General features: G+C 70.9%; 23 protein-coding genes. 9 read left to right on the forward strand and 14 right to left on the reverse strand.

The window, feature by feature from the left end; translation table 11 throughout:
• Positions 1-31 precede the first annotated feature (31 nt).
• On the reverse strand, positions 32-1,624 hold the full coding sequence (locus FB561_RS24980; RefSeq protein ID WP_145810826.1) for a M4 family metallopeptidase: 1,593 nt from the start codon (positions 1,622-1,624) through the stop codon (positions 32-34).
• A 162-nt stretch (positions 1,625-1,786) separates the two neighbouring features.
• Here FB561_RS24980 and ligD point away from each other — a divergent pair, with 162 nt between their 5' ends.
• Positions 1,787-2,845: a non-homologous end-joining DNA ligase gene (ligD, locus tag FB561_RS24985; RefSeq protein ID WP_145810828.1), complete on the forward strand. Its 1,059-nt coding sequence runs from the start codon at positions 1,787-1,789 to the stop codon at positions 2,843-2,845.
• 226 nt (positions 2,846-3,071) lie between these two features.
• Here ligD and FB561_RS24990 read toward each other — a convergent pair whose 3' ends face one another.
• Together FB561_RS24990 and FB561_RS24995 are read right to left on the reverse strand one after the other, a co-directional pair.
• On the reverse strand, positions 3,072-3,827 hold the full coding sequence (locus tag FB561_RS24990) for an SDR family oxidoreductase (protein WP_145810830.1): 756 nt from the start codon (positions 3,825-3,827) through the stop codon (positions 3,072-3,074).
• A gap of 124 nt (positions 3,828-3,951) precedes the next feature.
• Entirely contained in the window at positions 3,952-4,896 is a 945-nt protein-coding gene (locus tag FB561_RS24995) for an alpha/beta fold hydrolase (RefSeq protein ID WP_202880730.1), read from the reverse strand.
• Positions 4,897-4,926: 30 nt separating this feature from the next.
• Here FB561_RS24995 and FB561_RS25000 point away from each other — a divergent pair, with 30 nt between their 5' ends.
• Positions 4,927-5,562 carry a TetR/AcrR family transcriptional regulator gene (locus FB561_RS25000; RefSeq protein ID WP_145810832.1) on the forward strand — a complete coding sequence of 212 codons (636 nt, stop codon included), beginning with the start codon at positions 4,927-4,929 and terminating at the stop codon, positions 5,560-5,562.
• Between the two features lie 9 nt (positions 5,563-5,571).
• On the opposite strand, the gene FB561_RS25005 is transcribed toward FB561_RS25000, so the two are convergent.
• A complete protein-coding gene (locus tag FB561_RS25005) occupies positions 5,572-7,401 on the reverse strand; it encodes a glycoside hydrolase family 15 protein (protein ID WP_238335200.1) in 1,830 nt (609 codons plus the stop codon).
• Positions 7,298-8,140 (reverse strand): SURF1 family cytochrome oxidase biogenesis protein, encoded by an 843-nt coding sequence (locus tag FB561_RS25010; RefSeq protein ID WP_238335043.1) that lies wholly within the window; start codon positions 8,138-8,140, stop codon positions 7,298-7,300. The genes FB561_RS25005 and FB561_RS25010 overlap by 104 nt, the downstream gene beginning before the upstream one ends.
• Positions 8,141-8,208: 68 nt before the next feature.
• Here FB561_RS25010 and moaA point away from each other — a divergent pair, with 68 nt between their 5' ends.
• Positions 8,209-9,219 (forward strand): GTP 3',8-cyclase MoaA, encoded by a 1,011-nt coding sequence (moaA, locus tag FB561_RS25015; RefSeq protein WP_145810834.1) that lies wholly within the window; start codon positions 8,209-8,211, stop codon positions 9,217-9,219.
• 124 nt (positions 9,220-9,343) lie between these two features.
• Here the strand turns inward: moaA and FB561_RS25020 are convergent, their stop codons facing one another.
• Both FB561_RS25020 and FB561_RS25025 read right to left on the reverse strand, forming a co-directional pair.
• The gene (locus tag FB561_RS25020) at positions 9,344-9,547 is read right to left on the reverse strand and encodes a hypothetical protein (protein ID WP_145810836.1); all 204 of its coding nucleotides are present in this window, start codon (positions 9,545-9,547) and stop codon (positions 9,344-9,346) included.
• A gap of 211 nt (positions 9,548-9,758) precedes the next feature.
• Entirely contained in the window at positions 9,759-10,106 is a 348-nt protein-coding gene (locus FB561_RS25025; protein ID WP_145810838.1) for a DUF3099 domain-containing protein, read from the reverse strand.
• A gap of 74 nt (positions 10,107-10,180) precedes the next feature.
• Here FB561_RS25025 and FB561_RS25030 point away from each other — a divergent pair, with 74 nt between their 5' ends.
• The 5 genes from FB561_RS25030 to FB561_RS25050 all read left to right on the forward strand — a co-directional run bounded on the left by FB561_RS25030 (position 10,181) and on the right by FB561_RS25050 (position 14,615).
• Complete coding sequence (locus FB561_RS25030; protein WP_145810840.1) at positions 10,181-10,393, forward strand: dodecin; 213 nt, start codon at positions 10,181-10,183, stop codon at positions 10,391-10,393.
• A 99-nt stretch (positions 10,394-10,492) separates the two neighbouring features.
• On the forward strand, positions 10,493-11,197 hold the full coding sequence (gene fabG / locus FB561_RS25035) for a 3-oxoacyl-[acyl-carrier-protein] reductase (protein ID WP_145810842.1): 705 nt from the start codon (positions 10,493-10,495) through the stop codon (positions 11,195-11,197).
• A 36-nt stretch (positions 11,198-11,233) separates the two neighbouring features.
• Complete coding sequence (gene fabI, locus FB561_RS25040; protein ID WP_145810845.1) at positions 11,234-12,004, forward strand: enoyl-ACP reductase FabI; 771 nt, start codon at positions 11,234-11,236, stop codon at positions 12,002-12,004.
• Positions 12,005-13,699, forward strand: a complete 1,695-nt coding sequence (locus tag FB561_RS25045; RefSeq protein WP_145810847.1) for a Mur ligase family protein — start codon at positions 12,005-12,007, stop codon at positions 13,697-13,699.
• 55 nt (positions 13,700-13,754) lie between these two features.
• On the forward strand, positions 13,755-14,615 hold the full coding sequence (locus tag FB561_RS25050) for a hypothetical protein (RefSeq protein ID WP_145810849.1): 861 nt from the start codon (positions 13,755-13,757) through the stop codon (positions 14,613-14,615).
• Between the two features lie 6 nt (positions 14,616-14,621).
• Here the strand turns inward: FB561_RS25050 and FB561_RS25055 are convergent, their stop codons facing one another.
• The 5 genes from FB561_RS25055 to FB561_RS25075 all read right to left on the reverse strand — a co-directional run bounded on the left by FB561_RS25055 (position 14,622) and on the right by FB561_RS25075 (position 21,616).
• Entirely contained in the window at positions 14,622-15,824 is a 1,203-nt protein-coding gene (locus tag FB561_RS25055; protein WP_145810851.1) for a Dyp-type peroxidase, read from the reverse strand.
• The gene (locus FB561_RS25060; protein WP_145810853.1) at positions 15,821-16,354 is read right to left on the reverse strand and encodes a copper chaperone PCu(A)C; all 534 of its coding nucleotides are present in this window, start codon (positions 16,352-16,354) and stop codon (positions 15,821-15,823) included. Before FB561_RS25060 ends, FB561_RS25055 begins: the two co-directional genes overlap by 4 nt.
• Before the next feature lie 76 nt (positions 16,355-16,430).
• Positions 16,431-19,238: a cyanophycin synthetase gene (gene cphA, locus FB561_RS25065; protein WP_145810855.1), complete on the reverse strand. Its 2,808-nt coding sequence runs from the start codon at positions 19,236-19,238 to the stop codon at positions 16,431-16,433.
• A complete protein-coding gene (locus tag FB561_RS25070) occupies positions 19,235-20,332 on the reverse strand; it encodes a cyanophycinase (protein ID WP_145810857.1) in 1,098 nt (365 codons plus the stop codon). Before FB561_RS25070 ends, cphA begins: the two co-directional genes overlap by 4 nt.
• 378 nt (positions 20,333-20,710) lie before the next feature.
• Positions 20,711-21,616 carry a GNAT family N-acetyltransferase gene (locus tag FB561_RS25075; RefSeq protein WP_145810859.1) on the reverse strand — a complete coding sequence of 302 codons (906 nt, stop codon included), beginning with the start codon at positions 21,614-21,616 and terminating at the stop codon, positions 20,711-20,713.
• A 156-nt stretch (positions 21,617-21,772) separates the two neighbouring features.
• Between FB561_RS25075 and FB561_RS25080 the strand changes: the two genes are divergently transcribed.
• Positions 21,773-22,582, forward strand: a complete 810-nt coding sequence (locus FB561_RS25080; protein ID WP_145810862.1) for a hypothetical protein — start codon at positions 21,773-21,775, stop codon at positions 22,580-22,582.
• Here FB561_RS25080 and serB read toward each other — a convergent pair.
• Together serB and FB561_RS25090 are read right to left on the reverse strand one after the other, a co-directional pair.
• Complete coding sequence (serB, locus tag FB561_RS25085; RefSeq protein WP_145810864.1) at positions 22,579-23,793, reverse strand: phosphoserine phosphatase SerB; 1,215 nt, start codon at positions 23,791-23,793, stop codon at positions 22,579-22,581. The two genes, FB561_RS25080 and serB, sit on opposite strands and share 4 nt — an antisense overlap.
• Before the next feature lie 28 nt (positions 23,794-23,821).
• Positions 23,822-24,556: a hypothetical protein gene (locus tag FB561_RS25090; RefSeq protein WP_145810865.1), complete on the reverse strand. Its 735-nt coding sequence runs from the start codon at positions 24,554-24,556 to the stop codon at positions 23,822-23,824.
• Positions 24,557-24,599: the final 43 nt, after the last annotated feature.

Below are 24,599 nucleotides of genomic sequence, written 5' to 3' on the forward strand. Positions count from 1 at the left end.
GATCAGGTCGCGGATCAACCGCTGTTGCGGCTCAGTTCACGCTCACCGCGGACCAGGCCGCGGCCACGGCCGCCCGCTCCGGGCTGGCCGCGCCGTACAGGTCGGTGGCCGCGTTCAGCGTCGCGGTCCGGGCCTGCGCGTAGGTGGTGCCGGTGGTGAAGTACGTGGTCAGCGCGCGGTACCAGATCTTGCCGACCTTGTCCTTGCCGATGCCGCCGACGGTGGTGCCGTTGCAGGTCGACGAGTTGTGCGGCAGCCCGCCGATCGTCTTCGCGCCGCTGCCCTCGGCGAGCAGGTACGCGAAGTGGTTGGCGACCCCGGACGAGTAGTGCACGTCGATGTTGCCGATCCCGGAGTACCAGCAGTCCTTGGAGCTGCCGTCCTTGCTCGGCTTGTCCATGAACCGCAGCGCCGGGCGGTCCTTCATGATCTCCTCGCCGATGTAGTAGTCGCCCGGGTCGTTGGTGTTGTTGGCGTAGAACTCGACCAGGGTGCCGAAGATGTCGCTGGTCGCCTCGTTCAGGCCGCCGGACTCACCGGAGTAGGTGAGGTTCGCGGTCGCGGTGGTGACACCGTGGGACATCTCGTGACCGGCCACGTCGATCGAGACCAGCGGACCCGCCACGACGTTGTCGCCGTCGCCGTAGGTCATCTTGGTGCCGTCCCAGAACGCGTTCACGTAGTTGGTGCCGTAGTGCACCCGGCTCTGGACGCCCTTGCCGTCGTTGAAGATCCCGTTCCGGCCGTGGGTCGACTTGTAGTAGTCGAACGTCTTCGCGGCGCCGTAGTGGGCGTCCACGGCCGCGGAGGCGCGGTCGGCCGTCGTCCCGGTACCCCAGTGGTTGTCCGCGTCGGTGAACCGGGTCGCGGCCGGGCAGCCGATCCCGAACAGCTGGCACAGGATCGAGTCGGTCTTGTTGTTCGCGTCGGTGGTCCAGCCACCGCCGCGAACGCTGTCGGTGAGCGTGAACCCGCCGGTCGCCGTACTGGTGTCCAGCGGGACCGTGCCGCTGTACAGGCTCTTGCCGTCGCCGGTGGCGGTGTGGATGTGCTGCTCGCTGATCAGCTTCGCGCCGGTCAGCGCGTCGATCGTGGTGCTGACGTGGCTCGGGGTGCCGTCGGCCTGGGTCCCGGCGGACTCGACCAGGTAGGCGAGCCTCGGGGCGCCCTTGCGCGCCTCGATCACCAGCGCCGGCTTCCCCTCGGCCTTGTGCCCTCCGGCCAGTCCCTTCGCGGTGGCGCCGGCGATGCTGACCTTCGGCGTCCGGCCGACGTTCGCGGACCGGGTCAGGGTCTGGCTGACGCCCTTCCAGGCGCCGTCCTTGGCCTGGTGCACGACGACGTCGCCGCCGAGGACCTTCAGGCCGCCGATACTGCGGTCCATCCGGACATGGCTGGTGCCGTCCGCGTCGACGATCACGTCGCGGACCGCGAACGCGTCGGCGCCGGTCGCGCGCAGCGTGCCGAGATGGTCCGCGATCGCGGCCTTCACCTGGGCGGCCGCGGCGGCCGGGGCGGGGGCGGGATCGGCCTTCGGGGCTCCGGTGGCGGTGGAGGTCCCCAGACCGAGGGCGGTGACGGTCGCCACTGCGGTGGCAGCGGCGAGCAGGGCGGATCTGTTCATCCTCGCGCTCCTTCAAGCAGTGTCCCGGGGGCCTCACGCCCCAGGAACGAGGTGCTGGAACGTTACCGCTCAGTCACCAAGGGTGGCCAGGGGTTGCGAAAAGTTCGCTTTCCCGCGCGCTGCCGGCGGACTTGGCCGGTGCCGGGCGGTAGGTTCGCGAGCATGGCGGCGACCAAGGCAATCGAGCTGGAGATCGCGGGGCGGACGGTACGGGTGAGCAACCCCGACAAGCCGTACTTCGCCGACCGCGGCCTGACCAAGCTGGACATCGTGAACTACTTCGTCGCGGTCGGCGACGGCATCCTCGGCGCCCTCCGGGACCGGCCGACCACGCTCGAGCGCTGGCCCGGCGGCTGGTTCGAGGGCGCGAAGCTGTCCACCCGGATGGACAACCGCGGCGACGCGTTCTACCAGAAGCGCGTCGCCAAGGGCGCCCCCGACTGGGTCGAGACCGCCACCATCACCTTCCCGAGCGGCCGCCCCGCCGACGAGGTCTGCCCGACCGAGCTGGCCGTCGTCGCCTGGGCGGTCAACCTCGGCACCCTCACCTTCCACCCGTGGCCGGTCCGCCGCCCCAACGTCGACTTCCCGGACCAGCTCCGGATCGACCTCGACCCCCAACCCGGGACGGACTTCAAGAACGCGGCCGAGGCGGCACCGGTCCTGCGCGAACTCCTCGCCGAGCACGGCCTCGAGGGGTACCCGAAGACCTCGGGCGGTCGCGGGCTGCACGTGTACGTCCCGATCGAGCCGCGGTGGAACTTCGTCGAAGCCCGCCGCGCCGTGATCGCACTGGGCCGCGAACTCGCCCGCCGGATGCCGGACCAGGTCACCGTCAACTGGTGGAAGGAGGAACGCGGCGAACGCGTCTTCATCGACTTCAACCAGATGGCCCGCGACCGGACGATCGCCTCGGCGTACTCGGTCCGCCCGAACGCGCGAGCGCGGGTGTCGGCGCCGCTGCGGTGGGAAGAGGTTGGCGACGTGGTGCCGGACGACTTCGACGTGCTGACGATGCCTGCGCGGTTTGCCGAGGTGGGCGACCTGCATGCGGCGGTGGGGGAGAAGGCGTTCTCCCTGGAGTCCCTGCTGGAGCTGTCGGCCAAGCAAGAGCGCGACCACGGCGAAGGCGACCTCCCGTACCCACCGGAGTACCCGAAAATGCCAGGCGAACCGAAACGCGTCCAGCCGTCGAAGGACCGGGACAGGCCGCGCGACTAGCAAGCTCCCCAAACCCTGTCCGAGGTCCCGGGTAGCTGGGGGAGGACACGCAGTCGGGACCTGGGACAGGGTGTGCTGGTGTGCCAGGTCCCCGGATCTTGTCCTGAGTTCGGCGTGGTCAGCTCGTTCGGCGTCGTGAGGCCGGAACTCGGTGCTGCGCGTTGGTACCGAGGTGCGCGGTGGTGCCGGCGGGAGGGACGGCGTTCGTTGGTGGTCGCGCTGGGGTTCAGAGGGCGCGGAGGTAGCCGCCGTCGACCGGGATCATCGTGCCGGTGACGAAGGAGGCTGCCGGCGACAGCACGAACGCCGCCACCCGCCCGAACTCTTCCGGCGTGCCGTAGCGCCTCAGCGGGATCAGCTTCTCCGCAGCGCGCCGTGCGGATTCCGGGTCGCCGGCTTTGCGGTCGAGCTCCCGGACCCGATCGGTGGCGATACGCCCGGGCAGGAGGCCGTTGACGCGGATGCCGTTCGGGCCCAGCTCGTCGGCGAGGTTCTTGGCGACCATCGCGAGCCCTGGACGCAGGCCGTTGGAGATGGCGAGATTGTTCAGCGGCGCCTTCACCGACGACGACAGCACGAAGGCGATGGAGGTGCCGTCCGAGCCGGAGCGGGCTACCGAGCGGGCGATGCGGAGGCCGCCGAGGAAGACGCTGTCGAAGGCTGCTCGCCAGTCGTCCTCTTCGGAGTCGAGGACCGTACCGGGGCGCGGGCCGCCGACGCTGATCAGGGCGCCGTGGAGGGCACCCCATTTGGCGACCGCGGTCGCGGCGAGGCGTTCGGCGCTTTCCGGGTCGGCGTTGTCGACCGGGATGCCGACGACGTTCTCGCCGAGTTCGGCGGCGGCTCTCGCGATCGACTCCTCGTTGCGGCTGGAGATCACCAGCCGGGCGCCCTCTTCGGCGAGAACGCGCGCCGTGGCGAGGCCGAGGCCGCCGCTGGCGCCGGTGACGATGTAGGTGCGATCGCGAAGTCCGAGGTCCACGGCCCCATCCTGCCGTACTGCGTGCCCGCGCGCCGCCGCGCACGCCGGGCCGAGTGTCTCCCGTGGTGAGCCGGCCGACGCCGCCTCGGCGCGAACCCTCGCCAGTTGTCGGCACCCATCCGGCTCATCGATGGATCGGCTTCGCCGGAGCAGATTCCTCGACCGGCACTTGCGCTGATCGCGAGGCTGACGTGACGAAGTCGGCGATCAGCGCCGCAAGGTGATCGGGCTGGTCCAGCGGCACGAGCGTGTACGAGTCGTCGACGAGCTTCACCTCGGAATTCCTGAGCGCCCGCGAGAGACGCTCGGCGTGCTCGACGGGCATCACCCGGTCCTCGGCGGCCCAGACGATGAGCGCCCCGCCCTCGAAGCGATGCAGCCGCTCGACAGCGTCGACGAGCTGCCGCCGGTCGACCGCCTTCATCATCCTGATCACATCGCGCCGGACCCGGCCGTCGGCGCCGAACGCGGCCAGCCACGCGCCGAAGACCGCGGCGTCGATCGGCCGCTTCGCCATCCATCCGAACGTCATCGGCAAGCGCCTCAGAGCCGGGATCCGCAGCGTGGCCATCGCCATCCGCAGACCGCCCGGTACGGCACTCGCGATCGCCATCGTCCGGCCAGGAAGACCGGGCGGGAAGTTCTCGAACGCGTCGGATGACACCAGTACGAGTCGATCGACCAGGTCCGGTTGCTCGGCCACCAGCAGCTGAGCCAGCGCACCGCCGGTGTCGTTGCCCACCAGCGTCACCTCGCGAAGCCCCAAGGACCGGATGAGCTCACCCACCAACCGGGCAACGGCGGCGGGGCTCTGATCGGCTCCTTCCGGCCTGGGGAGTCGATGCGCGCCCAGTGGCAGCACGGGGACGATGCAGCGCAGGTGCGGGCGCAGCAACTCCACCACGGGCTCCCAGAGCCGCTCGTCCATCAGGGCGCCGTGCAAGAACACCACCGGGCGGTCACCCGTTCCGGTGTCGACGTACTCGAGCGTGGTGTCGCCGAGCTGCCGGGACTTCCTCTCCATCACCGACTCCTCTGTAATCCGTGGATTACGTGTAATGTAATCCACGGATTACAGCGTCGACAAGGGGATGCGCGGATGCCTGACAGACTCACCGGTCCGGCCGTCGGCAAGACGCGCGACCGGCTGCTGACGGCCGGCCTCCGGCTGTTCGCCGAGCACGACTTCCACTCGGTGAGGGTCGGCGACATCGAGGAGGCGGCCGGTCTGGTCCCGCGGCGGGGCGCGATGTACCGGCACTTCGCGAGCAAGGACGCCCTGCTCGAAGCCGCCGTCGAGGCGCACCTGCAATCGGTGGCGGCCGCCGGCTTGCAGTACCAGGGCGACGGCGAGCGGCCGGTCGCGAGTACGGGCGAGGTCGGCGCGCTGATCCTGGCCGAGATGGACCGGCAGCAGCTCATCACTCTGGTCCTGGAGCGGAACGGGCACCGGTTGCCGGCGCTCCGCGATCGATTCCGGGCCGGGGTGTCGGACGCGGGGTACCGCACCATGCGGAACCTGCTGACGGCCTGGCTGTCCGCTGCCCGGCCGACCGCCGAACCCCGGTTCGTGGACGGGCTCGCGGTGCACCTGCTCGGGGCGATGGTCAACGCCCGCCGCTCCACCTGGACCCTGGGCGCGCCACCCCTCGGGCTCACCGACGCGGAGCTGATCGCGGGCTGGGTCGCCCTCTGCGACGGATGGCTCGCCGGCGGCCGCCCGGATCAGACCTGACCGAGAGCGTCAGTACGCGGACGGGCGGAGCGCGCTTCCTGGTTCGGCGGCGTTCAGGTGCCAGGCGGTGTTGACCAGGCCGAGGTGCGAGAAGGCCTGCGGGAAGTTCCCCAGCATCCGCTTGTTCGTCGGGTCGTACTCCTCCGCGAGCAGGCCCACGTCATTGCGGAGGGCAACCAGCTTCGCGTACAGGTTGCGCGCCTCGCCGATCCGGCCGATCAGCGCGAGCGCGTCGGCCAGCCAGAAGCTGCAGATCAGGAACGAGCCCTCACCGGACGACAGCCCGTCGTCCACCGTGTCGGTCAGGTACCGCTGGACGAACCCGTCGACCGACAGCTCGCGCTGGATCGCGTCGACCGTGCCGACCACGCGCGCATCGTCGGCCGGCAGGAACCCGACCTGGGGGATCAGCAGGACCGCGGCGTCGAGCGCCTTGCTGCCGTACGCCTGGGTGAACGTGTTGCGGTCGGTGTCGAACGCCTCGGTACAGATCTGCTGGTGCAGCTGGTTGCAGGTCGCCCGCCAGCGCTTGGCCGGCCCGCTCATCCCGAACCGCTCGACCGCGCGGGCGGCCCGGTCGTACGCGACCCAGGCCATCACCTTCGAGTACGTGAAGTGCTGGCGGTCGCCGCGGACCTCCCAGATCCCCTCGTCGGGTTCCGACCAGACCGTGTCGAGGTGCTGCATCAGCCCGCGTTGCAACGCCCACGCGTCGTCGCTCGGCCCGATCACGCTCTCCCGGGCCAGCGCGAGCACGTCCATCACCTCGCCGTACACGTCGATCTGCAGCTGCTCGGCGGCCGCGTTCCCGATCCGTACCGGGGACGAGCCGGCGAACCCGGGCAACCACGGCGCCTCGAACTCGGACAGCCGGCGCTCACCCGTCACGCCGTACATGATCTGCAGGTCCTCGGGCGAACCGGCGATCGCCCGGAGCAGCCAGTTCCGCCAGGCGTGCGCCTCGTCGGAGTACCCGAACCGGAGCATCGCCGCCAGCGCCATCGTTGCGTCGCGCAACCAGCAGTACCGGTAGTCCCAGTTCCGTGGTCCGCCGAGCGACTCGGGCAGCGACGTGGTCGGAGCGGCGACGATCCCGCCGGACGGGGCGTAGGTGAGCGCCTTGAGCGTGAGCAGGGATCGGGTGACCTCCTCGGCCAGGTCGCCGGAGTCGGTCGCCTGCGCGATCCACTCGGTCCAGAACCGCTCGGTCGGCGCGAGCGAGGCGAGCGCGTCGGGCGGCTTCGGCACCGGCTCGTGCGAGGGATGCCAGGTCAGCACGAACCAGGCGGTCTCACCCGGGCTGATCTCGAAGTCGCCGTACGTGGCGAAGTCGCGGCCGTACTGGTGGATGTCGCTGCGCAGCGAGACCGCGTCCGGGCCCGCGATCGCGACCACCCGTCCGTCCAGGTGCCGGACCCAGGGCACCACGTGGCCGTAGTCGAACCGGAGCCGGATCTCGGAGCGCATCGAGACGGTGCCGCTGATGCCCTGGACGATCCGGACCAGGTCGGGCGCGGCGCCCCGCAACGGCATGAAGTCGATCACCCGGACCGAGCCGCTCGCCGTGGACCACTCGGTCTCCAGGACCAGCGTGCCCTCGCGGTAGTGCCGGTTGCTGGTCGCGTCGGCGTCCCGCGGCGCGATCCGCCAGTGCCCGTTGCCGTCGTCGCCGAGCAGCGCGGCGAAACACGCGGGGGAGTCGAACCGGGGGAAGCAGAGCCAGTCGATCGAGCCGTCAGTCCCGACCAGGGCCGCCGTCTGCAGGTCCCCGATCAGCGCGTAGTCCTCGATCCGCCGGTCCGGCCGGGACCGGTTCGGGATCGTCTTCGCCTTCTTCACCTTCGTCGCCGGAGTCGTCACCGCGCACGTCCTGTCTGGAGAAATACACCAAGCCGCCAATGGCCAGGAGGGCGAAGAAGAACCATTGCAGCGCGTAGAAGAAGTGTGGCCCGGAATCGATCTCGGGACCGGGGAATCCACCGAAGGCCGGATCCGCGGCCGGCTCCTGGTGGTCCACGGTCAGGTACCCGTCGTACAGCTTCAGCCCGAGCACCGGGGCGTACTCCGGCCCGTTGATGAGCCGGGCGGTGCCGTCGACCGGCGTACCACCGCTGGTGTGGCCGCCGTGTTCGCTGCGGCGCAGGCGGCCCGTGACGGTCACCTCGCCCGCCGGTACCGGGGGGACGGTGGCCGGTGCGAGCTTGCCGCCTTCGCGGGGCAGGAAACCGCGATCGACGAGGATCGCGGAGCCGTCGGCCAGGACGAGGGGGGTGACGATCTCGAAACCCGGCTTGTCGTTCACGTTCCGGTACCGCACGACCACCTGTTTGGTCGCGTCGTACCGGCCGGTGACCACCGCGGTCCGCCAGTCGTGCTGCTGACCGACCACCCGGTCCGGCCCGACGATCTGGTCCAGACCGGTCGGCGCGGCGGCCAGGTTGCTCGTGGTCACGTGGTTGCGCGCCGTCCGCTCGTCCAGGCGATGCAGTTGCCAGCGACCGAGCTGCACGCAGGCCACCGACAGCACCAGAATGACGAGCGCGGTCCCGATCCAGCGGGTGTTGAGCAAACGACGCACGCTTCGAACTTAAGCCATGACGTGAAACACAGCGCCCTCGCCCGCCCCGGCCACGTACGCTGGACAAGGTGAGGACCACCACGCAGCCGGGCCTGGCGGACAACTACGGCAGGGTCGCCACCGACCTCAGGGTCTCCCTGACGGACCGGTGCAACCTGCGCTGCACGTACTGCATGCCCGAGGAAGGCCTGGACTGGCTGGCCAAACCCGAGCTGCTCACCGACGACGAGATCGTCCGCCTGGTCACCGTCGCGGTGACCCGGCTCGGCGTCGACGAGATCCGCTTCACCGGCGGCGAACCGCTGCTGCGCCGCGGCCTGGTCGGCATCGTCGACCGCACCACCGCGCTCGAGCCGCGCCCGCAGGTGTCGCTGACGACCAACGGCATCGGGCTCGCCCGGCAGGCCGAGGCACTCGCCGCGGCCGGGCTGGACCGGGTCAACGTCAGCCTCGACACGATCCGCCCGGACACCTTCCAGCAACTGACCCGCCGGGACCGGCTGAAGGACGTCCTGGCCGGGCTGGAGGCGGCGCAGGCGGCCGGTCTGACCCCGGTCAAGGTCAATGCGGTGCTGATGCGCGGGCTGAACGACGACCAGGCGCCCGAACTGCTGCAGTTCTGCCTGGACCACGGGTACGAGCTGCGCTTCATCGAGCAGATGCCGCTGGACGCGCAGCACGGCTGGAACCGGGCCACGATGGTCACCGCGGACGAGATCCTCGCGCTACTCGGCGACCGGTTCGGTCTGGCCCCGACGGACGCGGCGGCCCGCGGAAGTGCGCCGGCCGAGTCCTTCACGGTCCAGGGTGGTCCGCAGACCGTCGGGATCATCGCCAGCGTCACCCGGCCGTTCTGCGGTGACTGCGACCGGGTCCGGCTGACGGCCGACGGTCAGGTCCGGGATTGTCTGTTCGCGCGGACCGAGTCGGATCTGCGGACGGCGCTGCGGGACGGCGCGAGCGACGAGGACCTCGCGGACCGCTGGCGGAAGGCGATGCGCGGGAAGTTGCCGGGGCACGGCATCGCGGACCCGAGTTTCCTGCAGCCGGCCCGGCCGATGTCGGCGATCGGTGGCTGACCCGGGACGAACGCGCGGATCTACCTGAACTCCCCGAGCAGGAAAGGGCGCAGGTTCCCAGTCCGCCGGGCGAATCTGAACAGGAAATTTACTTTTTCGCTCGTTACCTTCGCCACGGTTGTTCTCAACCGCTGAAAGGCTCCACCTCGCGCAGGAAAGAACGCCGCGTCAGGAAGTCGCCGAGGCTGTCCTTGTGCTCGTCACAGGCCAGCCAGGTCTTGCGCCGATCCTCGGTGTGGATCTTCGGGTTGTTCCAGCGCAGCGCCCACTGCGCCGGGGCGCCGCATCCCTTTGCAGAGCACACGGTCGACAGCGCTTCGTCGGTCATCGGTGGACGTCTCCTGCATCCTCAATTGCGCGGACAGCAATTGTTCCTGACCACTCAATAATCATTACCCTGGCACAAATGAAGCGACGTCGGACAGCCACGGGGGGAGCCGTCCGACGCCGCATCAAGTCTCTGAATTCCATCCGTGAACTTCAGAGCACGCGGGAGATTCTGACACGAATCCCTCGTGAGAATCCAGTCCCGGCGTGGATCACTTTTTGGTGTCGGATCCCGGCCCCGGATCGCCGGAGACGACCGGCCCGGCCGGACCCTGCAACTGCGGCCGGTCCGGGGCCACGAAGGCCTCGCCGGCGGACAGCTTCCGGGTCTTGTGCGCGTTCGCCAGCACCACCGCGACCGAGGGCAGGAACACCGCCCCGACGATGAACATCCACCGCCACGGCGACGGCGTCAGCACCGCCAGCACGAAGCAGACGATCCGCAGCGACATCATCCAGGCGTACCGGACGATGCGGCTGTCCAGATCCTCGGAGCGGCCGGGCTGCGCACTGGTCACCGAGATGACCGTTTCGGCGTCCCGCTCATGTCGTCGCTGCATCTATCCTCCTCACCAATAGACAACGGTACGCCGGAACGCCAGCGTTGCCGCAGCCACCTACGAAGGGAACGACGATGACAGATCGCACCTACCGCGTGACCGAGATCGTCGGCACGTCGAAGGACGGCGTCGACCAGGCGATCAAGAACGCGATCAGCCGGGCCGGCGAGACCCTGCGGCACCTGGACTGGTTCGAGGTGACCCAGGTCCGGGGCCACATCGTCGACAACGAGATCGACCACTACCAGGTCGGCCTCAAGGTCGGATTCCGCCTCGAGGACGCCTGAGCCGCCCGGCGCGAACCGCCCGGACCCGCCCGGTTCGCGGGACCGGTGGGGCCGGGCGATAGCGTTCTGCCGTTCCCGAACAGGTGAGGAGACGCAGACGTGTCGAGATCGGTACTGGTCACCGGCGGCAGCCGGGGGATCGGCCTGGCCATCGCCGGCGCTTTCAAGGCGGCCGGTGACAAGGTCGCCATCACCTACAACAGCACCGAGCCGCCACCCGGCTTCCTCGCGGTGAAGTGCGACGTCACCGACACCGAGCAGGTCGAGGCCGCCTTCGAGACGATCCAGGCCGAGCACGGCCCGGTCGAGGTGCTGGTCGCGAACGCCGGGATCACCAAGGACACGCTGTTGCTGCGGATGTCCGACGAGGACTGGGACGCGGTCATCCAGACCAACCTGAGCGGCTCGTTCCGGGTCGCCCGGCGCGCGGCCAAGGGGATGCTGCGGATGCGCAAGGGCCGGATCGTGTTCATCTCCTCGGTCGTCGGCCTGCTCGGTTCGCCCGGCCAGGTGAACTACGCGGCCAGCAAGTCCGGCCTGGTCGGGATGGCCCGGTCGATGGCCCGCGAGCTCGGCAGCCGAGGCATCACCGCGAACGTGGTCGCGCCCGGGTTCGTCGAGACCGACATGACCGCGGTGCTGCCGGAGGAGACGCAGAAGCAGTACCTCGGCCAGATCCCGCTCGGCCGGTTCGGGCTGACCGAGGAGATCGCGAACGCGGTCCGCTGGATCTCGTCCGACGAGGCCGGCTACATCACCGGCGCGGTGATCCCGGTCGACGGCGGCATCGGTATGGGCAACTGATCATCACCACCACCATCTTCTGAGAAAGGGACGCCGGTGGGCATCCTCGACGGCAAGCGGATCCTGGTCGCCGGAGTCACGCTCGACTCCTCGATCGGGTTCGCGACGGCCAAGGTGGCGCAGGAACAGGGCGCCACCGTGCTGATCTCCAACTTCGGCCGCGCGCTCGGCATCACCCGGCGGATCGCCGGCCGGCTTCCGGTCGAACCACCGGTGCTCGAGCTGGACGTGACCGATCCGGAGCACCTGGCCGCGCTGCCGGACAAGATCCGCGAACACGTCGACGGCCTGGACGGGGTGGTCCACTCGATCGCGTACGGGAACCCCGAGACGATCCTTGGCGGCAAGTTCCTGGACGGACCGTGGGACGACGTGTCCCGGGCCGTGCACGTCTCGGCGTACAGCCTGAAGGCGCTCGCGGTGACCTGTGCGCCGTTGATGGGCCGGGGGAGCAGCGTCGTCGGCCTGACCTTCGACGCGACCGTGGCCTGGCCGGGCTACGACTGGATGGGCGTGGCCAAGGCGGCGCTGGAGTCCACCTCGCGGTACCTCGCCCGCGATCTCGGGCCGCGGGGGATCCGCTGCAACCTGGTCTCGGCCGGCCCGCTGAAGACGCTGGCGGCGAAGGCGATCCCGGGCTTCGAGAAGTTCGAGGAGCCGTGGCTGGACCGGGCCCCGCTGGGCTGGGACCCGTCCGACCTGGAGCCGACCGGCCGCACCATCGTCGGCCTGCTGAGCGACTACTTCCCGTCCACCACCGGCGAGATCGTGCACGTCGACGGCGGCTACCACGCGATGGGTGCGTAGATGACCTCGTTGGTGGAGCTCCGGGTCCTGGACGGGGCCAACCTGTACTTCAGCCGGGCCGCGGTCAAGCTCACCCTCGACCTGACCGCGCTCGTCGACGCACCGGCCCCGCAGGCGAAGGCGTACGCGTCGGCGCTCGGTCTGGGCACGACGCGGCCGGGCCGGATCGGGTCCGGGTTCCGGCAGCGGTTCGCGATCCGGGTCGCCGGTCACGTGGTCCGGCGGATCGCCCGGGAGGCCGGGATCGGCCGGATCGGCGTCCGCGTCCGCGCCGAGGCGGACGTACACCGCCTGGTCGTCGCGTACCCGTGGGCCCACGAGAACCGCGCCCGCGCCCTGGGCGCCGCGATCGTCGAGGTGCTCGACGCGTTCGACCCGCAGGAGCCGGCATCCGACCTCGCCGACCTGGTCGGCCGCGTCGGCGACCGGGTCCGCAACGAACCGGCCGGTGATCCGCCGCCGACGCTGCGGCCGAAGGTCCCGGTCGTCGCCGTCACCGGGACGAACGGGAAGACCACGACCTCGCGGATGATCGCGCACATCGGCCGCGCCGCCGGCCTGCACGTCGGCTGGTCCAGCACCGACGGCGTGTACTTCGACGGCGAGCTGGTCAAGTACGGCGACTTCTCCGGCCCGAGCGGCGCCGGTCAGGTGCTCTCGCAGCCGGGGATCCAGCTGGCCGTCACCGAGACCGCGCGCGGCGGCATCCTGCGACGTGGCGTCGGGGTCGCGTACAACGACGTGTCGGTCGTCACCAACGTCACCGCGGACCACCTCGGCCTCGGCGGGATCGACACCGTCGACCAGCTGGCCGAGGTGAAGGCCGTGATCACCCACATCACCCGGCCGCGCGGCTGGTGCGTGGTGAACGGCGACGACCCGCGGACGTTCGCGATGCGGCTCGGATCGCCGGCCAAGTGCTGGGTGTTCTCCCGCGATCCCGACTCGCCGTCGATCCGGACCGTCCTGGACGAGGGCGGCCGGGCGACGACGGTGCTGGACGGGTTCATCACCGTGCTCGACCAGGCGACCGACGCGGAGCCGCTGGTCAAGGTGGTCGACGTCCCGATGACACTGTCCGGGCTGTCGCACTACAACGTGGAGAACGCGCTCGCCGCCGCCTCCGCCGCGCTCGGTCTCGGCCTGCCGCGGGCCGCCGTGATCGAGGGCCTGACCAGCTTCGCGCCGAACGAGGACAACCCGGGCCGGATGAACATGTACACGGTCCGCGACTTCACCGTCGTGATCGACCTGGCCCACAACGAGGCCGGGCTCGAGGCGCTGCTGGAGATCATGGAGGGCGTTCGGCCGGAGGGATCCCGGTTGCTGCTCGCCCTCGGCTCACCCGGCGACCGGTCCGACGAGATGGTCACCGCGATGGGCGCGATCGGAGCCCGCGGCGCGGACCGGGTGGTGATCGGGCACAAGGACACCTATCTGCGCGGCCGGCCGCCGTCCGAGCTGGACGAGGTGTTCCGCGAGGGCACCCGGTCGGTCGGCGTCGACGACGTTCCGTCGTACCCGAGCGAGCTGGACGCGGCCAAGGCGCTGGTCGCCGAGGCGGGTCCGGGCGACGTGGTCGCGATCATGGTTCTGCAGGATCGGGCGCGTCTTGACGACTGGTTGCGGTCCGAGGGGGCTACCGTCGATACCCCGGAGATCTTGCGAGGCAAGGTCGAGCGGGCACAGCACTGACCCCCGGCCCACCCCGGACCGGGGGTGACGGCTTTCTTCGGGAAAGCGGGGTGTCATGCGCTATCTGTGGAGGATCCCGGCGGCGGTGATCGCCTGGTTCGTGGCCGGCTTCGCCGCGACCTACCTGGACCGGCTGCCGGGTGACGCCGGCACGCTGGTCCCGGCCACCGGGTCCCGGGTGGACCTGCTCGTCCTGGGCGGGTTCGCCGGGGGAGTGGCCGCTGGCCTGCTGGCCGCCCGGTTGCGGGTGACCGTGCCGCTCGTCCTGGTGGTTGCCGCCGGCACCTGGTGGTGGAGCGGCCACTCGCTCGACCAGCGCGACCTGCTGATCACGTTGCTGGTGGCAAGCGTCGTCGGCGGGTTCTGCGGCGCGCTCGGCACCCGGAGCACCGTGATGGCCGCCCTCGCGCTGGCGGTCCCGGTCGCCTGGTACGCCCTGCGCCCGGCCGCCCGGCTCGAGGACTGGCGGTGGCTCTGGCAGCTCAACGGGCTGCTCGTCGGTGCCGGACTCGCGCTGCTGCTCTACATCTGCTGCTGGCGCCGCGGGTGGCGGTCGGCGTCCTTCTGGCCGTTCGTCGCCGGGGCGTACCTGCTGGGCTTCGGCGTGGTCCAGGGCGTGCGGGCGATCGCGGGATCGATGGGCGGCCCGGTGAACGAGGTCGCCGACCAGGGGACGCACGCGTTCTTCCAGGCGTTCGAGCCGCTGCTCCGCGAGTACTGGCCGTGGCTGGTGCTGGGCGTGCTGCTCGCGATCCCGATGACGGCCCTCAAACTCCGCGCCCTGCCGCCTCCGCCGCCCCCGCCCGACCCGTACGCCGAGCGCGGCAACGATGCCGTCCTCTCCGACGACCTGGACTGGATCGACCAGCAGGAGCAGCCCCGACGCCTGCTCAGCCGCCGGCAGCCGGTGAGCTGACCCGGTTCAGCGCAGCAGGCTCTCGGCGAGCCAGCCACCTTCGCGGAAGCCCGGCGGGATCGCGAAGACGGCCGAGCCGATCGTGGTGGTCCACTCGTTCAGGGCGTCGGCCGCGTCGAGCCTGGCCAGCAACGGCAGGAACTGGCCGGAGACGTCCGCCTGGTAGCTGAGGAAGACGAGACCGCTCTCGCGGACGGCGCCCGTGTCCCGCACGTAGTTCAGGCCTTTCCGGAAGATCCGCCGGCCGTCGTTCTCGCTGGGGTGGGAGAGCCGCGAGTGCGCGTTCCCGGCGATCACCAGCCGGCCGTCGGCGTCACGGGCGTCCAGATCGAGGTCGTCGTGCTCGGCTGTACCGGTCAGCGGAGCGCCCGTGGACAGCTTGCGGCCGACGGCGCGTTCCTGTTCGGACCTGGTCAGCTCGTCCCAGGTGTCGAGGTTCATCATGATCCGCCGGACCACGAGCGTCGTCCCACCACGGAACCACTCCGGCCCCTCGGCCCAGACGGTCGCGTCGAAGTCCGGCGTACCCGGTGCCGGGTTGCCGGTGCCGTCCACCTGGCCGAAGAGATTCCGGCCGGTGACGGGTCGTCCGTCGGGGCCGGTGCCGTTCCAGAAGCCGCTCTGCCGCCAGGTGGGTTCGGCGAACGGCGCCGCGTCCGCGACCAGCCGCCGAACCGCGTGAACGACCGAGACCGGGTCGTCGGCGCCGACCAGGACGAGCAGGTCCCCACCGGACCAGCCGGGCTGCAACCGGTCGTGCTTCATCACGGGAAGCTCGGCGAATCCCGGTGGCTTGGCGGTCGTGAGCCCGGGCAACGTGAAGACCCGAGGACCGAATCCGACCGTGACGGTGAGGGCGGCGTTCGGTACCGCCAGCTCGGGTGCCGTGTCACCGGGAGCCGGGCGGCCCGCGGTCAGGGCGACGATGTCGGCGGTCCACAGCCGCATCAGCCGGCCGAGCGCGGCCCGATCCGAACCACCGAGCAGGTTGAGCGCGACGAGCTCCGCGTGCTTGGGAGGTGCGGCCGCGATGGCGGGCTGGTGGTCGCCGTACGGCGTGAGGTCGCGGGTCTGCCCGGCCTCGACGGGATCGTTGCCCTCAGCCCGCAATCCGGCGGCCGTCGCGCCGCCCGCCACGACCGCACCGGCGACCGCGGCCCCGGCGTACCCGAACAGCCGGCGACGGCTCGGGCCGGTCTGCTCGGTCAAGGGGCCGGGGTGGGGGTTTCGGACGGGTGGTAGTGCTCCTCTTCCTCGGTGAAGTTCTTCACCGGGACGGTCAGGTCGTGTGAGGTCCCGTCGGAGAACGTCAGCGTCAGCGGCACCTCGTCACCGGGCTTCAGCGCCTTGCCGAGCTGCATCAGCATCACGTGGTCGCCGCTCGGCTTGAGGTGCGTGTGCGACTCCTTCGGCACGGTGATCCCGCCGGCCTTCTCCTGCATCACCATCTTGCCGTCCCGCATCGCCATCTCGTGCAGCTGGACCATCCCGGCCACCGGAGAGGTTGCCGAGGTCAACTTGATGTCCGCGCCGCTCGGATTCGTCAGCGACATGAACGCGGCCGTCATCGAGGTGTCCTTGGCGCCGACCGTGGCCCGCACCCAGGCGTCCTCGACGATCACCGTCGGCTTGGCCGCGACGGTCTCGGCCGCCGGAGCCGTCTTGTCCTCCCCGGAACCGCAGGACACCAGCAGGGGCAGGGCGACGGCGAAACACGCCAGCAGCAACGTCTTCTTCACGGACTGGCCAACGAGGCGCGGCCGGTCCGAGTTCCGGGGGAGCGGGGGCACCGGTGTGTCCCCGCTCACCCACCCGTCATTCGGCTGCGTCGTCAGGTTCCTCGTCGGGCTTGACGAAGTCCGGGTCGCCGCCTTCGTCGCCGGACCGCGAACCAGCCTGGGCCAGGTGCGACACCGACTCCAGCTCCGCCAGGACGGACTGGTGCTGGTCAACGCAGAGCACGACCAGGTCGCCGGGGTTCGAGCGGCCGAGTGCGTGCTGCACCGCGGACAACTCCTCCAGCACCGTCTCGACCGAGCGGCACCGTGCACCGTCGGCCATCGCGGCCCGGATACCTTCGGTGATGAGCTCCGCCGACTCGCCCCGCTTGCGTCCGCGCAGCCGGACGTCCTCGCGGACCACGATCACGTCGAAGTGCCGTGCGGCCACGTCGCCGAGCTCGCGCATGTCGTCGTCCCGCCGGTCACCCGCGGTCGCGATCACGCCGATCCGCGACGGCCGGCCCGCCTCGGAGGAGGCGCCGAGGCTCTCGCCGAGCTTGTCCACGAAGTCGCCGAGCATCCGCATCGCCGGCGCGTTGTGGCAGTAGTCGACGATCACGTGCCGGCCGTCCACCTCCAGCTCGTTCAGCCGGCCGGGCGACAGGTAGTACGAGGTGTTGAACGTGCGCAGGCCCTGCCGGATGTCATGCAGCGGCGCACCGGCGGCGAACGCGGCGGCCGCGGCGGCCATCACGTTCTGCACGTTCATCGTGGCCCGGCCGCCGAACGTTGCCGGCAGCAAGTGTGTCCAGACCAGCTGCATCGACCGGGTGCCGTGCTTCATCACGATCATGTCGCCCAGCTCGGACCGCTCCAGCACGACCGCCCGGCCGCCGCGCCGGCAGTGCCCCTCGATGTAGTCGCGGACCTCGCTGCCCGCCTCGGCCATGCTGAACCAGACCACCTGACCCGAGCAGCGCCGGCGCATCTTGCGGACCAGCGGGTCGTCCGCGTTGAGCACGGCGAACCCGTCCCGCGGTACCGCCTCGACCAGGACGGCCTTCACGTCGGCGAGCTGCTCCAGCGTGTCCACACCGCGCAGACCGAGGTGGTCGGGCTGGATGTTCAGCACCACGGCGACGTCGTTGCGCTCGTACCCGAGTCCCTCCCGCAGGATCCCGCCGCGGGCGACCTCGAACACGGCGAAGTCGACGCGCGGGTTCTGCAGCACCATCCGGGCCGACTTCGGGCCGGACGCGTCGGACCGGATCACCAACCGCTCGTCGATCACGATGCCGTCGGTCGAGGTCATCCCGACCTTGCGGCCCAGACCCTTGAGGACGTGGCTGATCATCCGCGCGGTGGTGGTCTTGCCGTTCGTCCCGGTCACCGCGACGATCGGGATCCGGCTCTTCGCCCCCGGCGGGAACAGCATGTCCACCACCGGCTTGGCGATGTACTGCGGTTCGCCGACCGTCGGGTTGGTGTGCATCCGGAACCCGGGGGCCGCGTTCACCTCGCAGATCGCGCCGCCGGTCTCCCGGACCGGCTGGGTGATGTCCGGGCAGATGAAGTCGATGCCGGCGATGTCGAGCCCGATCATCCGGGCCGCCTCCTCGGCGATCTCGACGTTCTCCGGGTGCGCCTCGAGGGTCCGGTCGATCGAGATGCCACCGGTCGACATGTTGCCGGTCAGGGTGAGCTTGACCATCACGTCCTCGGGCGGCACGTCGTCCAGCTCGAAGCCCTGGCCGCGGACGAGTTCACGGGCCGCGTTGTTGAGGGTGATCCGGGTCAGGATCTTCTCGTGGCCGACGCCGCGACGCGGATCAGCGTTGGTGATGTCGACCAGTTCGGCGATCGTGTGTACTCCGTCGCCGACCACGTGCGCGGGGACCCGCTCGGCGATGGCCTCCATCCGGCCGTTGATGATCAGGCAGCGGTAGTCCTTGCCGGTGACGAAGTTCTCCACGATCACCCAGCCCCGGCGGGACTGCTCGGCCGCGATCGGGAACGCCGCCCGGACCGCGTCCGCGTCCTGCAGGTCCAGGCAGACCCCGCGGCCGTGGTTGCCGTCGAGCGGCTTGCAGACCACCGGGTACCCGATCTTGTTCGCGACCGTGACGGCTTCGTCGACCGTCCGGACCGAGTCGGAGCGCGGGACCGGCAGACCAGCGGACGCGAGCAGCCGGGTGGTCAGGTCCTTGTCGCTGGCCACGTCGACCGCGATCGAGCCGGTCTCGGACGTCATCGTGGCCCGGATCCGCTTCGCGTACACGCCCTGGCCGAGCTGGACCAGGCTGGCCTTGTTCAGCCGGATCCAGGGGATGTCGCGGGACACCGCCTCGTCCACGATCGCCTGCGTGGACGGCCCGAACGCGGTTCGCTCGGCCTGCTTGATGAAGCGCTCGAGCTCGGTGGTGAAGTCGAAGTCCGGGTCCGGCTGGACCAGGTGGTTGACGAACCGGACCGCGAGCTCGCCGGCGGCCAGGCCGACCGCCTCGTCGGCGTACGCGTAGGTGATGTTGTACCGGCCGGGCACACCCTTGACCTGGCGGGTCTTGCCGCGCCGCATGTCGTGGCCGGCCTCCTGCTGCAGCTGCAGGGCGACGTGCTCGGCGATGTGGCCGAGCCAGGTCCCCTCGTGCAGGCGCTCGATGAACCCGCCCTTGCGGCCGCGCGAGCAGTGGTGCTGGTCGAGCCGGGGCAGGTCCGCGAGCAACCGCTCGGTGAAACCGGGGATGGTGTTGGACGGGAAGCTCTCCAGCGATCCCAGGTCGACCACCAGGTGGATGGCCGGGTCGTAACTCCAGACGTTCGGCCCGCGGTAGACGCGGGTCTCGATGATCTTCAGGTCCGGGCTGGGGGCGCCCTGGGGCGGGGTCGAGGCGGTGTCGGTCATACGGTCCCACTGTCTGGTTGCGGCTGGCTGTCCGGCCCGGAGGCCGGCTCGTGTTCTGGTCGGCTGGGTTCGGCGCCCGGGCGCAGGGGCTCGGTCGCCTCCGGTCTGGACTCGGCCGCCGCCGCACGTCTGCTGGTCTGGGCGACCCGCTTGCCGGCCCGGCGCTTGCGCTCGGCGTAGTACCGCGGCGACACCCCCTCCGCCGCGATCTCCCTGGCCAGCTTGCGCAGATCCGCGCCGGCCGCCTGCATCTCGGCGATCTCCTCGGCCGGCGGTTGCGGCCCGTACGACAGCAGGGCGCGCGCCTTCAGGTCGAACGTCGCCGTGGCCGGCAGGACGTGCAGCACCACCCCGGACGCGAGCAACGCCTCGGATCGCTTGGCGTGGTGGGCGTTCGAGGTGATCCGGCTGCCGTCGAAGATCGTCACCGCGCCGCGGCCGACCACCTCCAGATGGGTGCCGCGGACCACGGCGGCGGTGTCCTCGTCCACGCCGATCCCGAGCAGCCCCGGGGACTGCGCGACCAGCGACAGCAACCGGCCGTACCGGTTCCGCTGGGCGAAGTGCTGGTCGACGATCGCGCCCTGGACCAGCCCGAGTCCGCCGGCCAGCTGGCTCATCCGCTGCCGCGGCGTCGCCCCGGACCGCCCGAACGCGATCATGTGCTCGGCCAGGATGCTCGCGCCCGCCGACGTCCCACCGACGGCGGCACCCCGCGCGTGCGCCGCGGTCACGGCCCGGCCGAACGCCGTCCCGGTGACCACGCCACTCAGCTTGAGCTGGTTGCCGCCGGTCATGAAGATCCCGGTCGCGCTGGCCAGCGGCTCGACGAACGCCGGGTCGTCGGCGTCTTCGCGCGTCTCCGGCCGGACCCCGACCACGGTCTCGGCGCCGAGTGCGGCGAACAGGGCGGAGTACACGTCGACCACGTCGGGCCCGAGCGACGACGCCGTCGGCACGACCGCGATCCGGGCCCGGGCCCCACCGGCCGCCTCCACGAACTCCTGCAGCACCGTGCGCTTCTTCAGCTTGTCCTCGGCGCCACCGATCGCGAACAACGGCCCCGGCCCGCTGTGCACCCCTGGTTCAGACATACGCGAAGGATAGGTGCTGGGGCCCGTACTCTCCGCGTCGGTCACCGGCGTGTACGCCGACCCCGCCCCGCCTCACCCACGCACCTCCCCGGCCACGCACTTGCCCTGGCCACGCACCTCGCCGACCTGGCCACGCGGCTGCCGCCCCCGCCACGCACCTCGCCGACCCGGCCATGTGCCTGCCGGCCCGCGCACTTTGAGGGGTTGGCCTGCCAGGTTGCGGGTTGGCCCACCGAATTTCGGGGGGTCAACCCTGCATCTCAGGGGTTAACCCCTCAAAGTGCGGCGGCAGACTCGGCGGCGGATGCGGCGGCGGATGCGGCGGGTGGGACGCGCGCCATCGCCGCGAGTCACCAGCTCGTCACGAACTGGTGATCGTCAGGTCCGGACGCGGTACACGGTGGTGCTGCGCCGGACCCGCATCCCGAGCCGCTCGTACATCGCGAGCGCGCCCGTCCCCGAATGCGTCCACAGTGTCACCGTGTCCAGGCCCTGCCGCCGGATCCCTTCCGCGGCGGCGGCGAGCAACGCCCGCGCGACTCCACGGCCCCGCTGATCCTTGCGAACGGCGAGCTCGTCCACGTACCCCTCCGTCGCGCCAGGAAGATCGAGGCAGAGCACCGCGCCGACCACCTCGTCACCCGCGATCGCGACCGGCGAGATCCCGGGCGCGAAGCTGGCCCGCTCGATCGTCATCCGGGCCCACTCCTCGTACTCCTTACGGCGCGGCTGCCAGTCGTCGAACGCGTCCTGGATCACCTGGTACACGGCCTGCTCGTCGCCCGGCTGGAACGGCCGGATCACGATCCCGTCCGGGACCGCGGGTTGTCCGTCCGCAACGGCCATTTCGAGCAACCAGTTCGTCGCCAGCACCTCGTACCCACGGGCGCGCAGCAGCTCGGTCCCGGCCACGTCGAGGTCGTCGACGGTCTGCGAGACCCACTCGACCCCGACGTCCTTGGCCCGCAGCTCGACCCACCCGACCAGCGCCGTACCGACACCGCGGCCGCGGAAGTCCGGGTGTACGTCGACCTGCGACCGCCGGCCCCGGTTCACCCAGGCCCACCCGGCGAGCTCGCCGTTCTCATCGACGACGACAAGCGAGTCGGCCGAAGCGTCGAACCCAGGTCGCGTCAACGAAGCCTCGATCGCGTCCGCCCCGGTTTCCTCCTGCCCGACCAGATCGAGCTCAACTGCCCGGACCAGTTGGTGGATGGCGCCGACGTCGGCGACGGTCGCGGGCCTGCTGACAAAGGACGCGGGCAGTTCGAGGGGAGAGGTCACGCCCCGGATCCTCCGACCTGAGTCCACCCACCGCAAACCGATTTCGGTCGGGATTGCAGCAAGTTGCAATCGTCGTTCGGTGCCGCCGGGGTCCTCTCCGTGTGATGATCTGGCGCCGCCCCGCACCGGCGACCGTCACACCAGGAGGAGTACCCCGTGCGTTTCATCGTTCCCTGCCTGTTGGCGTCGGCTCTGGCGCTGTCCGGCTGCGGCGGCGCTCCGGCGGCCGCGCCGGCGGTGCTCACCCCGAGCCCGACGCCGACGCCGGCAGTGACGTCCCCGGTTCCGGCCGAGCTGACGAAGGCGAACCTGGCGAACCGGACGCTCGCCGCGCTGAAGAAGAAGGGCAGCTTCCAGGTCGAGGTCCTGCTGATCGAACGCGGGGGCGACAGGCGGTACACCGACCTCGACTACCGCGCGAACGTCCGGCTGACCGGCACCTCCGCCGACCTCTCGGCGAGCACCAAGGAGGTACCCCTGGTGATCCGGTCGGGCGGAGTCACCTACTTCGAGGACGACAGCCTCACCGGGAGCAGCCGCCGGCCGTGGGTGCGGCTGAACCCGAAGGGCAAGAGCCGGGCCGAGCGGGACGCGAACGAGATCGCGGACACGGTGATCGGGCTGGCACTGTCGTACCAGGTCCTCGGCGGGGCGACCCACGCGACCAGCTTCCAGCGGGGTGGGCAACCCGCCGTCGACGCCACCGAAGCGGGGCAGGAGTACATCTTCACCGTCGATCCGCGCAAGGCGGCGGGGGAGTTCTTCGCCTGGCCGATGATCCGCGACGCGGTCGGCACGCTCAACGTCTCGGTGGCCGTCGACGCGCACGAGGTGCCGCGGCGGATCGAATACGTGGTCAGGTCGAAGGACGGATCCTCGCTGAACGTCCGGGTGATCCTGCGCGGCTTCGGTCAGAAGACGCCGGTCGTCCCGCCGCCGGCGGCGAAAATCGGCAAGCTGCGCTAGGCCGGGTCGGCGTCGGCGGCTTCGACCTCTTCGCGGGAGATGCCGAGCAGGTACAGGATCGTGTCCAGGTACGGGACGCTGAGGTGGGTGTCGGCGGCTTCGCGGACGACCGGCTTGGCGTTGAAGGCGACGCCCAGCCCGGCGGCGGCGAGCATGTCGAGGTCGTTGGCGCCGTCGCCGATCGCGACCGTCTGGGACAGCGGCGTACCGGCCGACTCGGCGAACCGGCGCAGCGCGACCGCCTTGCCGGCCCGGTCGACGATGTCGCCGACGACGCGGCCGGTGAGCTTGCCGTCGACGATCTCCAGCACGTTCGCGGCGGCGTAGTCGATGCCGAGGTCGGCGGCCAGCTTGTCGGTGATCTGGCTGAACCCGCCGCTGACGATGGCGAACTGGTACCCGAGCCGCTTCAGCGTCCGCACCATCGTCCGGGCGCCGGGCGCGAGCTGGATCGCGCCGTGCACCTCGTCGAGCGTCGAGGCCGGCAGCCCCGCCAGCGCGGCCACCCGGTGCCGCAGCGAGTCGGCGAAGTCGAGCTCGCCGCGCATCGCCCGCTCGGTCACCTCGGCGACCTCGTCCAGCCGGCCCGCGTGCGCGGCCAGCATCTCGATCACCTCGCCCTGGATCAGGGTCGAGTCCACGTCCATCACGATCAGCCGCTTCGCGCGCCGGTACAGCCCGCCCGCCTGGACCGCGACGTCCAGGCCCTGCCGGACGCCTTCGAGCGCGAGCACGGTCCGCAGCGCGTCGGTGTCGGCGCCGGAGACGGCGATCTCCACCGCGGTGACCGGGTACCGCGCCATCCGGCTGATCCGGTCGATGTTCGCGCCGGTGTCGGCGATCCGGCCGGCGATCGCGGCGAAGCCCTGCGCGGTCAGCGGGCTGCCGATCACGGTGACCTGGGTCCGGCCCTTGCGCCGTGGCTCGTTGTCGCCGAAGCCCTTCTTGACGTCGATGTCGACGCCGAGCCGCTCACCGAGGTCCTTGAGCTCCTTCTTCAGCTGCTTGTGGTCGCGCGGTGCCGACAGCAGCACGCCGAGGACGAGATGACCGCGGAGCACGACCTGCTCGGCGTCGATCACCTCGAGGCCGCGGCCGGCCAGCGTCGACAGTACGGCGGACGTCAGGCCCGGCCGGTCTTCCCCGGTGAGGGTGACCAGCAGCGTCGGGCGGTCCAGCGGGGGCGTCTGTTGCTCAGCCTGTCCTGTCATGGCAGGGCAAACGCTACCCAAGGACCCGTCAGAACGAGACGGGCGGTCCACATGCCGCGACGAGCGCGCGCCTGGCCGCGGCGGCGAGCTCGAGCAGGGTCCGGCGGCGTGCGTCCGCGTCGGCGCCCGTGATCGCGGCGCCGTCGTCGTCCAACGCCGCGTCCGCGATCGCCAGACACCGCCGCGCCGTCGCCGCCGTCTTCACGGCGCGCGGCTCGTACCCGGGGGCTAGGTCGTCGCCCTTGCCCGAACCGATCTTCCGGATGTCGATCAGCGCGTCCGCGATCTCCGGCTTCCACTTGGCCACGTCCAGCTCGGCCAGCGAGTCGGCGGCCTGGATCAACGCGGCCCGCAGACCACGATCCGCCTCGCCGAAGTCCGCGGGCGACGGGCTCGCCGCCGGCAGTACGGACCACTGCACCGCCGGCCCGACGTACGCCGGGACGAGGCCGATCTCGGCGCCGGCCAGCACGACCGCCTCACCGGCCTCCAGCGCGGACTCGTTGAAGGACGGCGGCCCGGCCAGGCCGATCGGGTCGCCGGGAATCGGCAACGCGAGGAACGCCTGCTTCGCTCCGGCGGCGCGCAGCAGGTTCAGCGCGACCGGCAACGTGGCGGGCGTCGGGTGGGCCGCGAGGCCGGAGACGTGGTGGCCGACGTCGTCGCCGAGGATCCGGTGCGCGGCCGTGTCCGGATCGCAGGCGCCGGTCAGCATCGCGTTCGTCCAGACGGTGAACCGGACCGAGGCGGCAGTGGTCAGCACGCCCGCCAGTCTCCCACCCTCATGGTGTCGGTCCGACACCAGC

This window comes from Kribbella amoyensis, assembly GCF_007828865.1.
Classification (GTDB): Bacteria; Actinomycetota; Actinomycetes; order Propionibacteriales; family Kribbellaceae; genus Kribbella; species Kribbella amoyensis.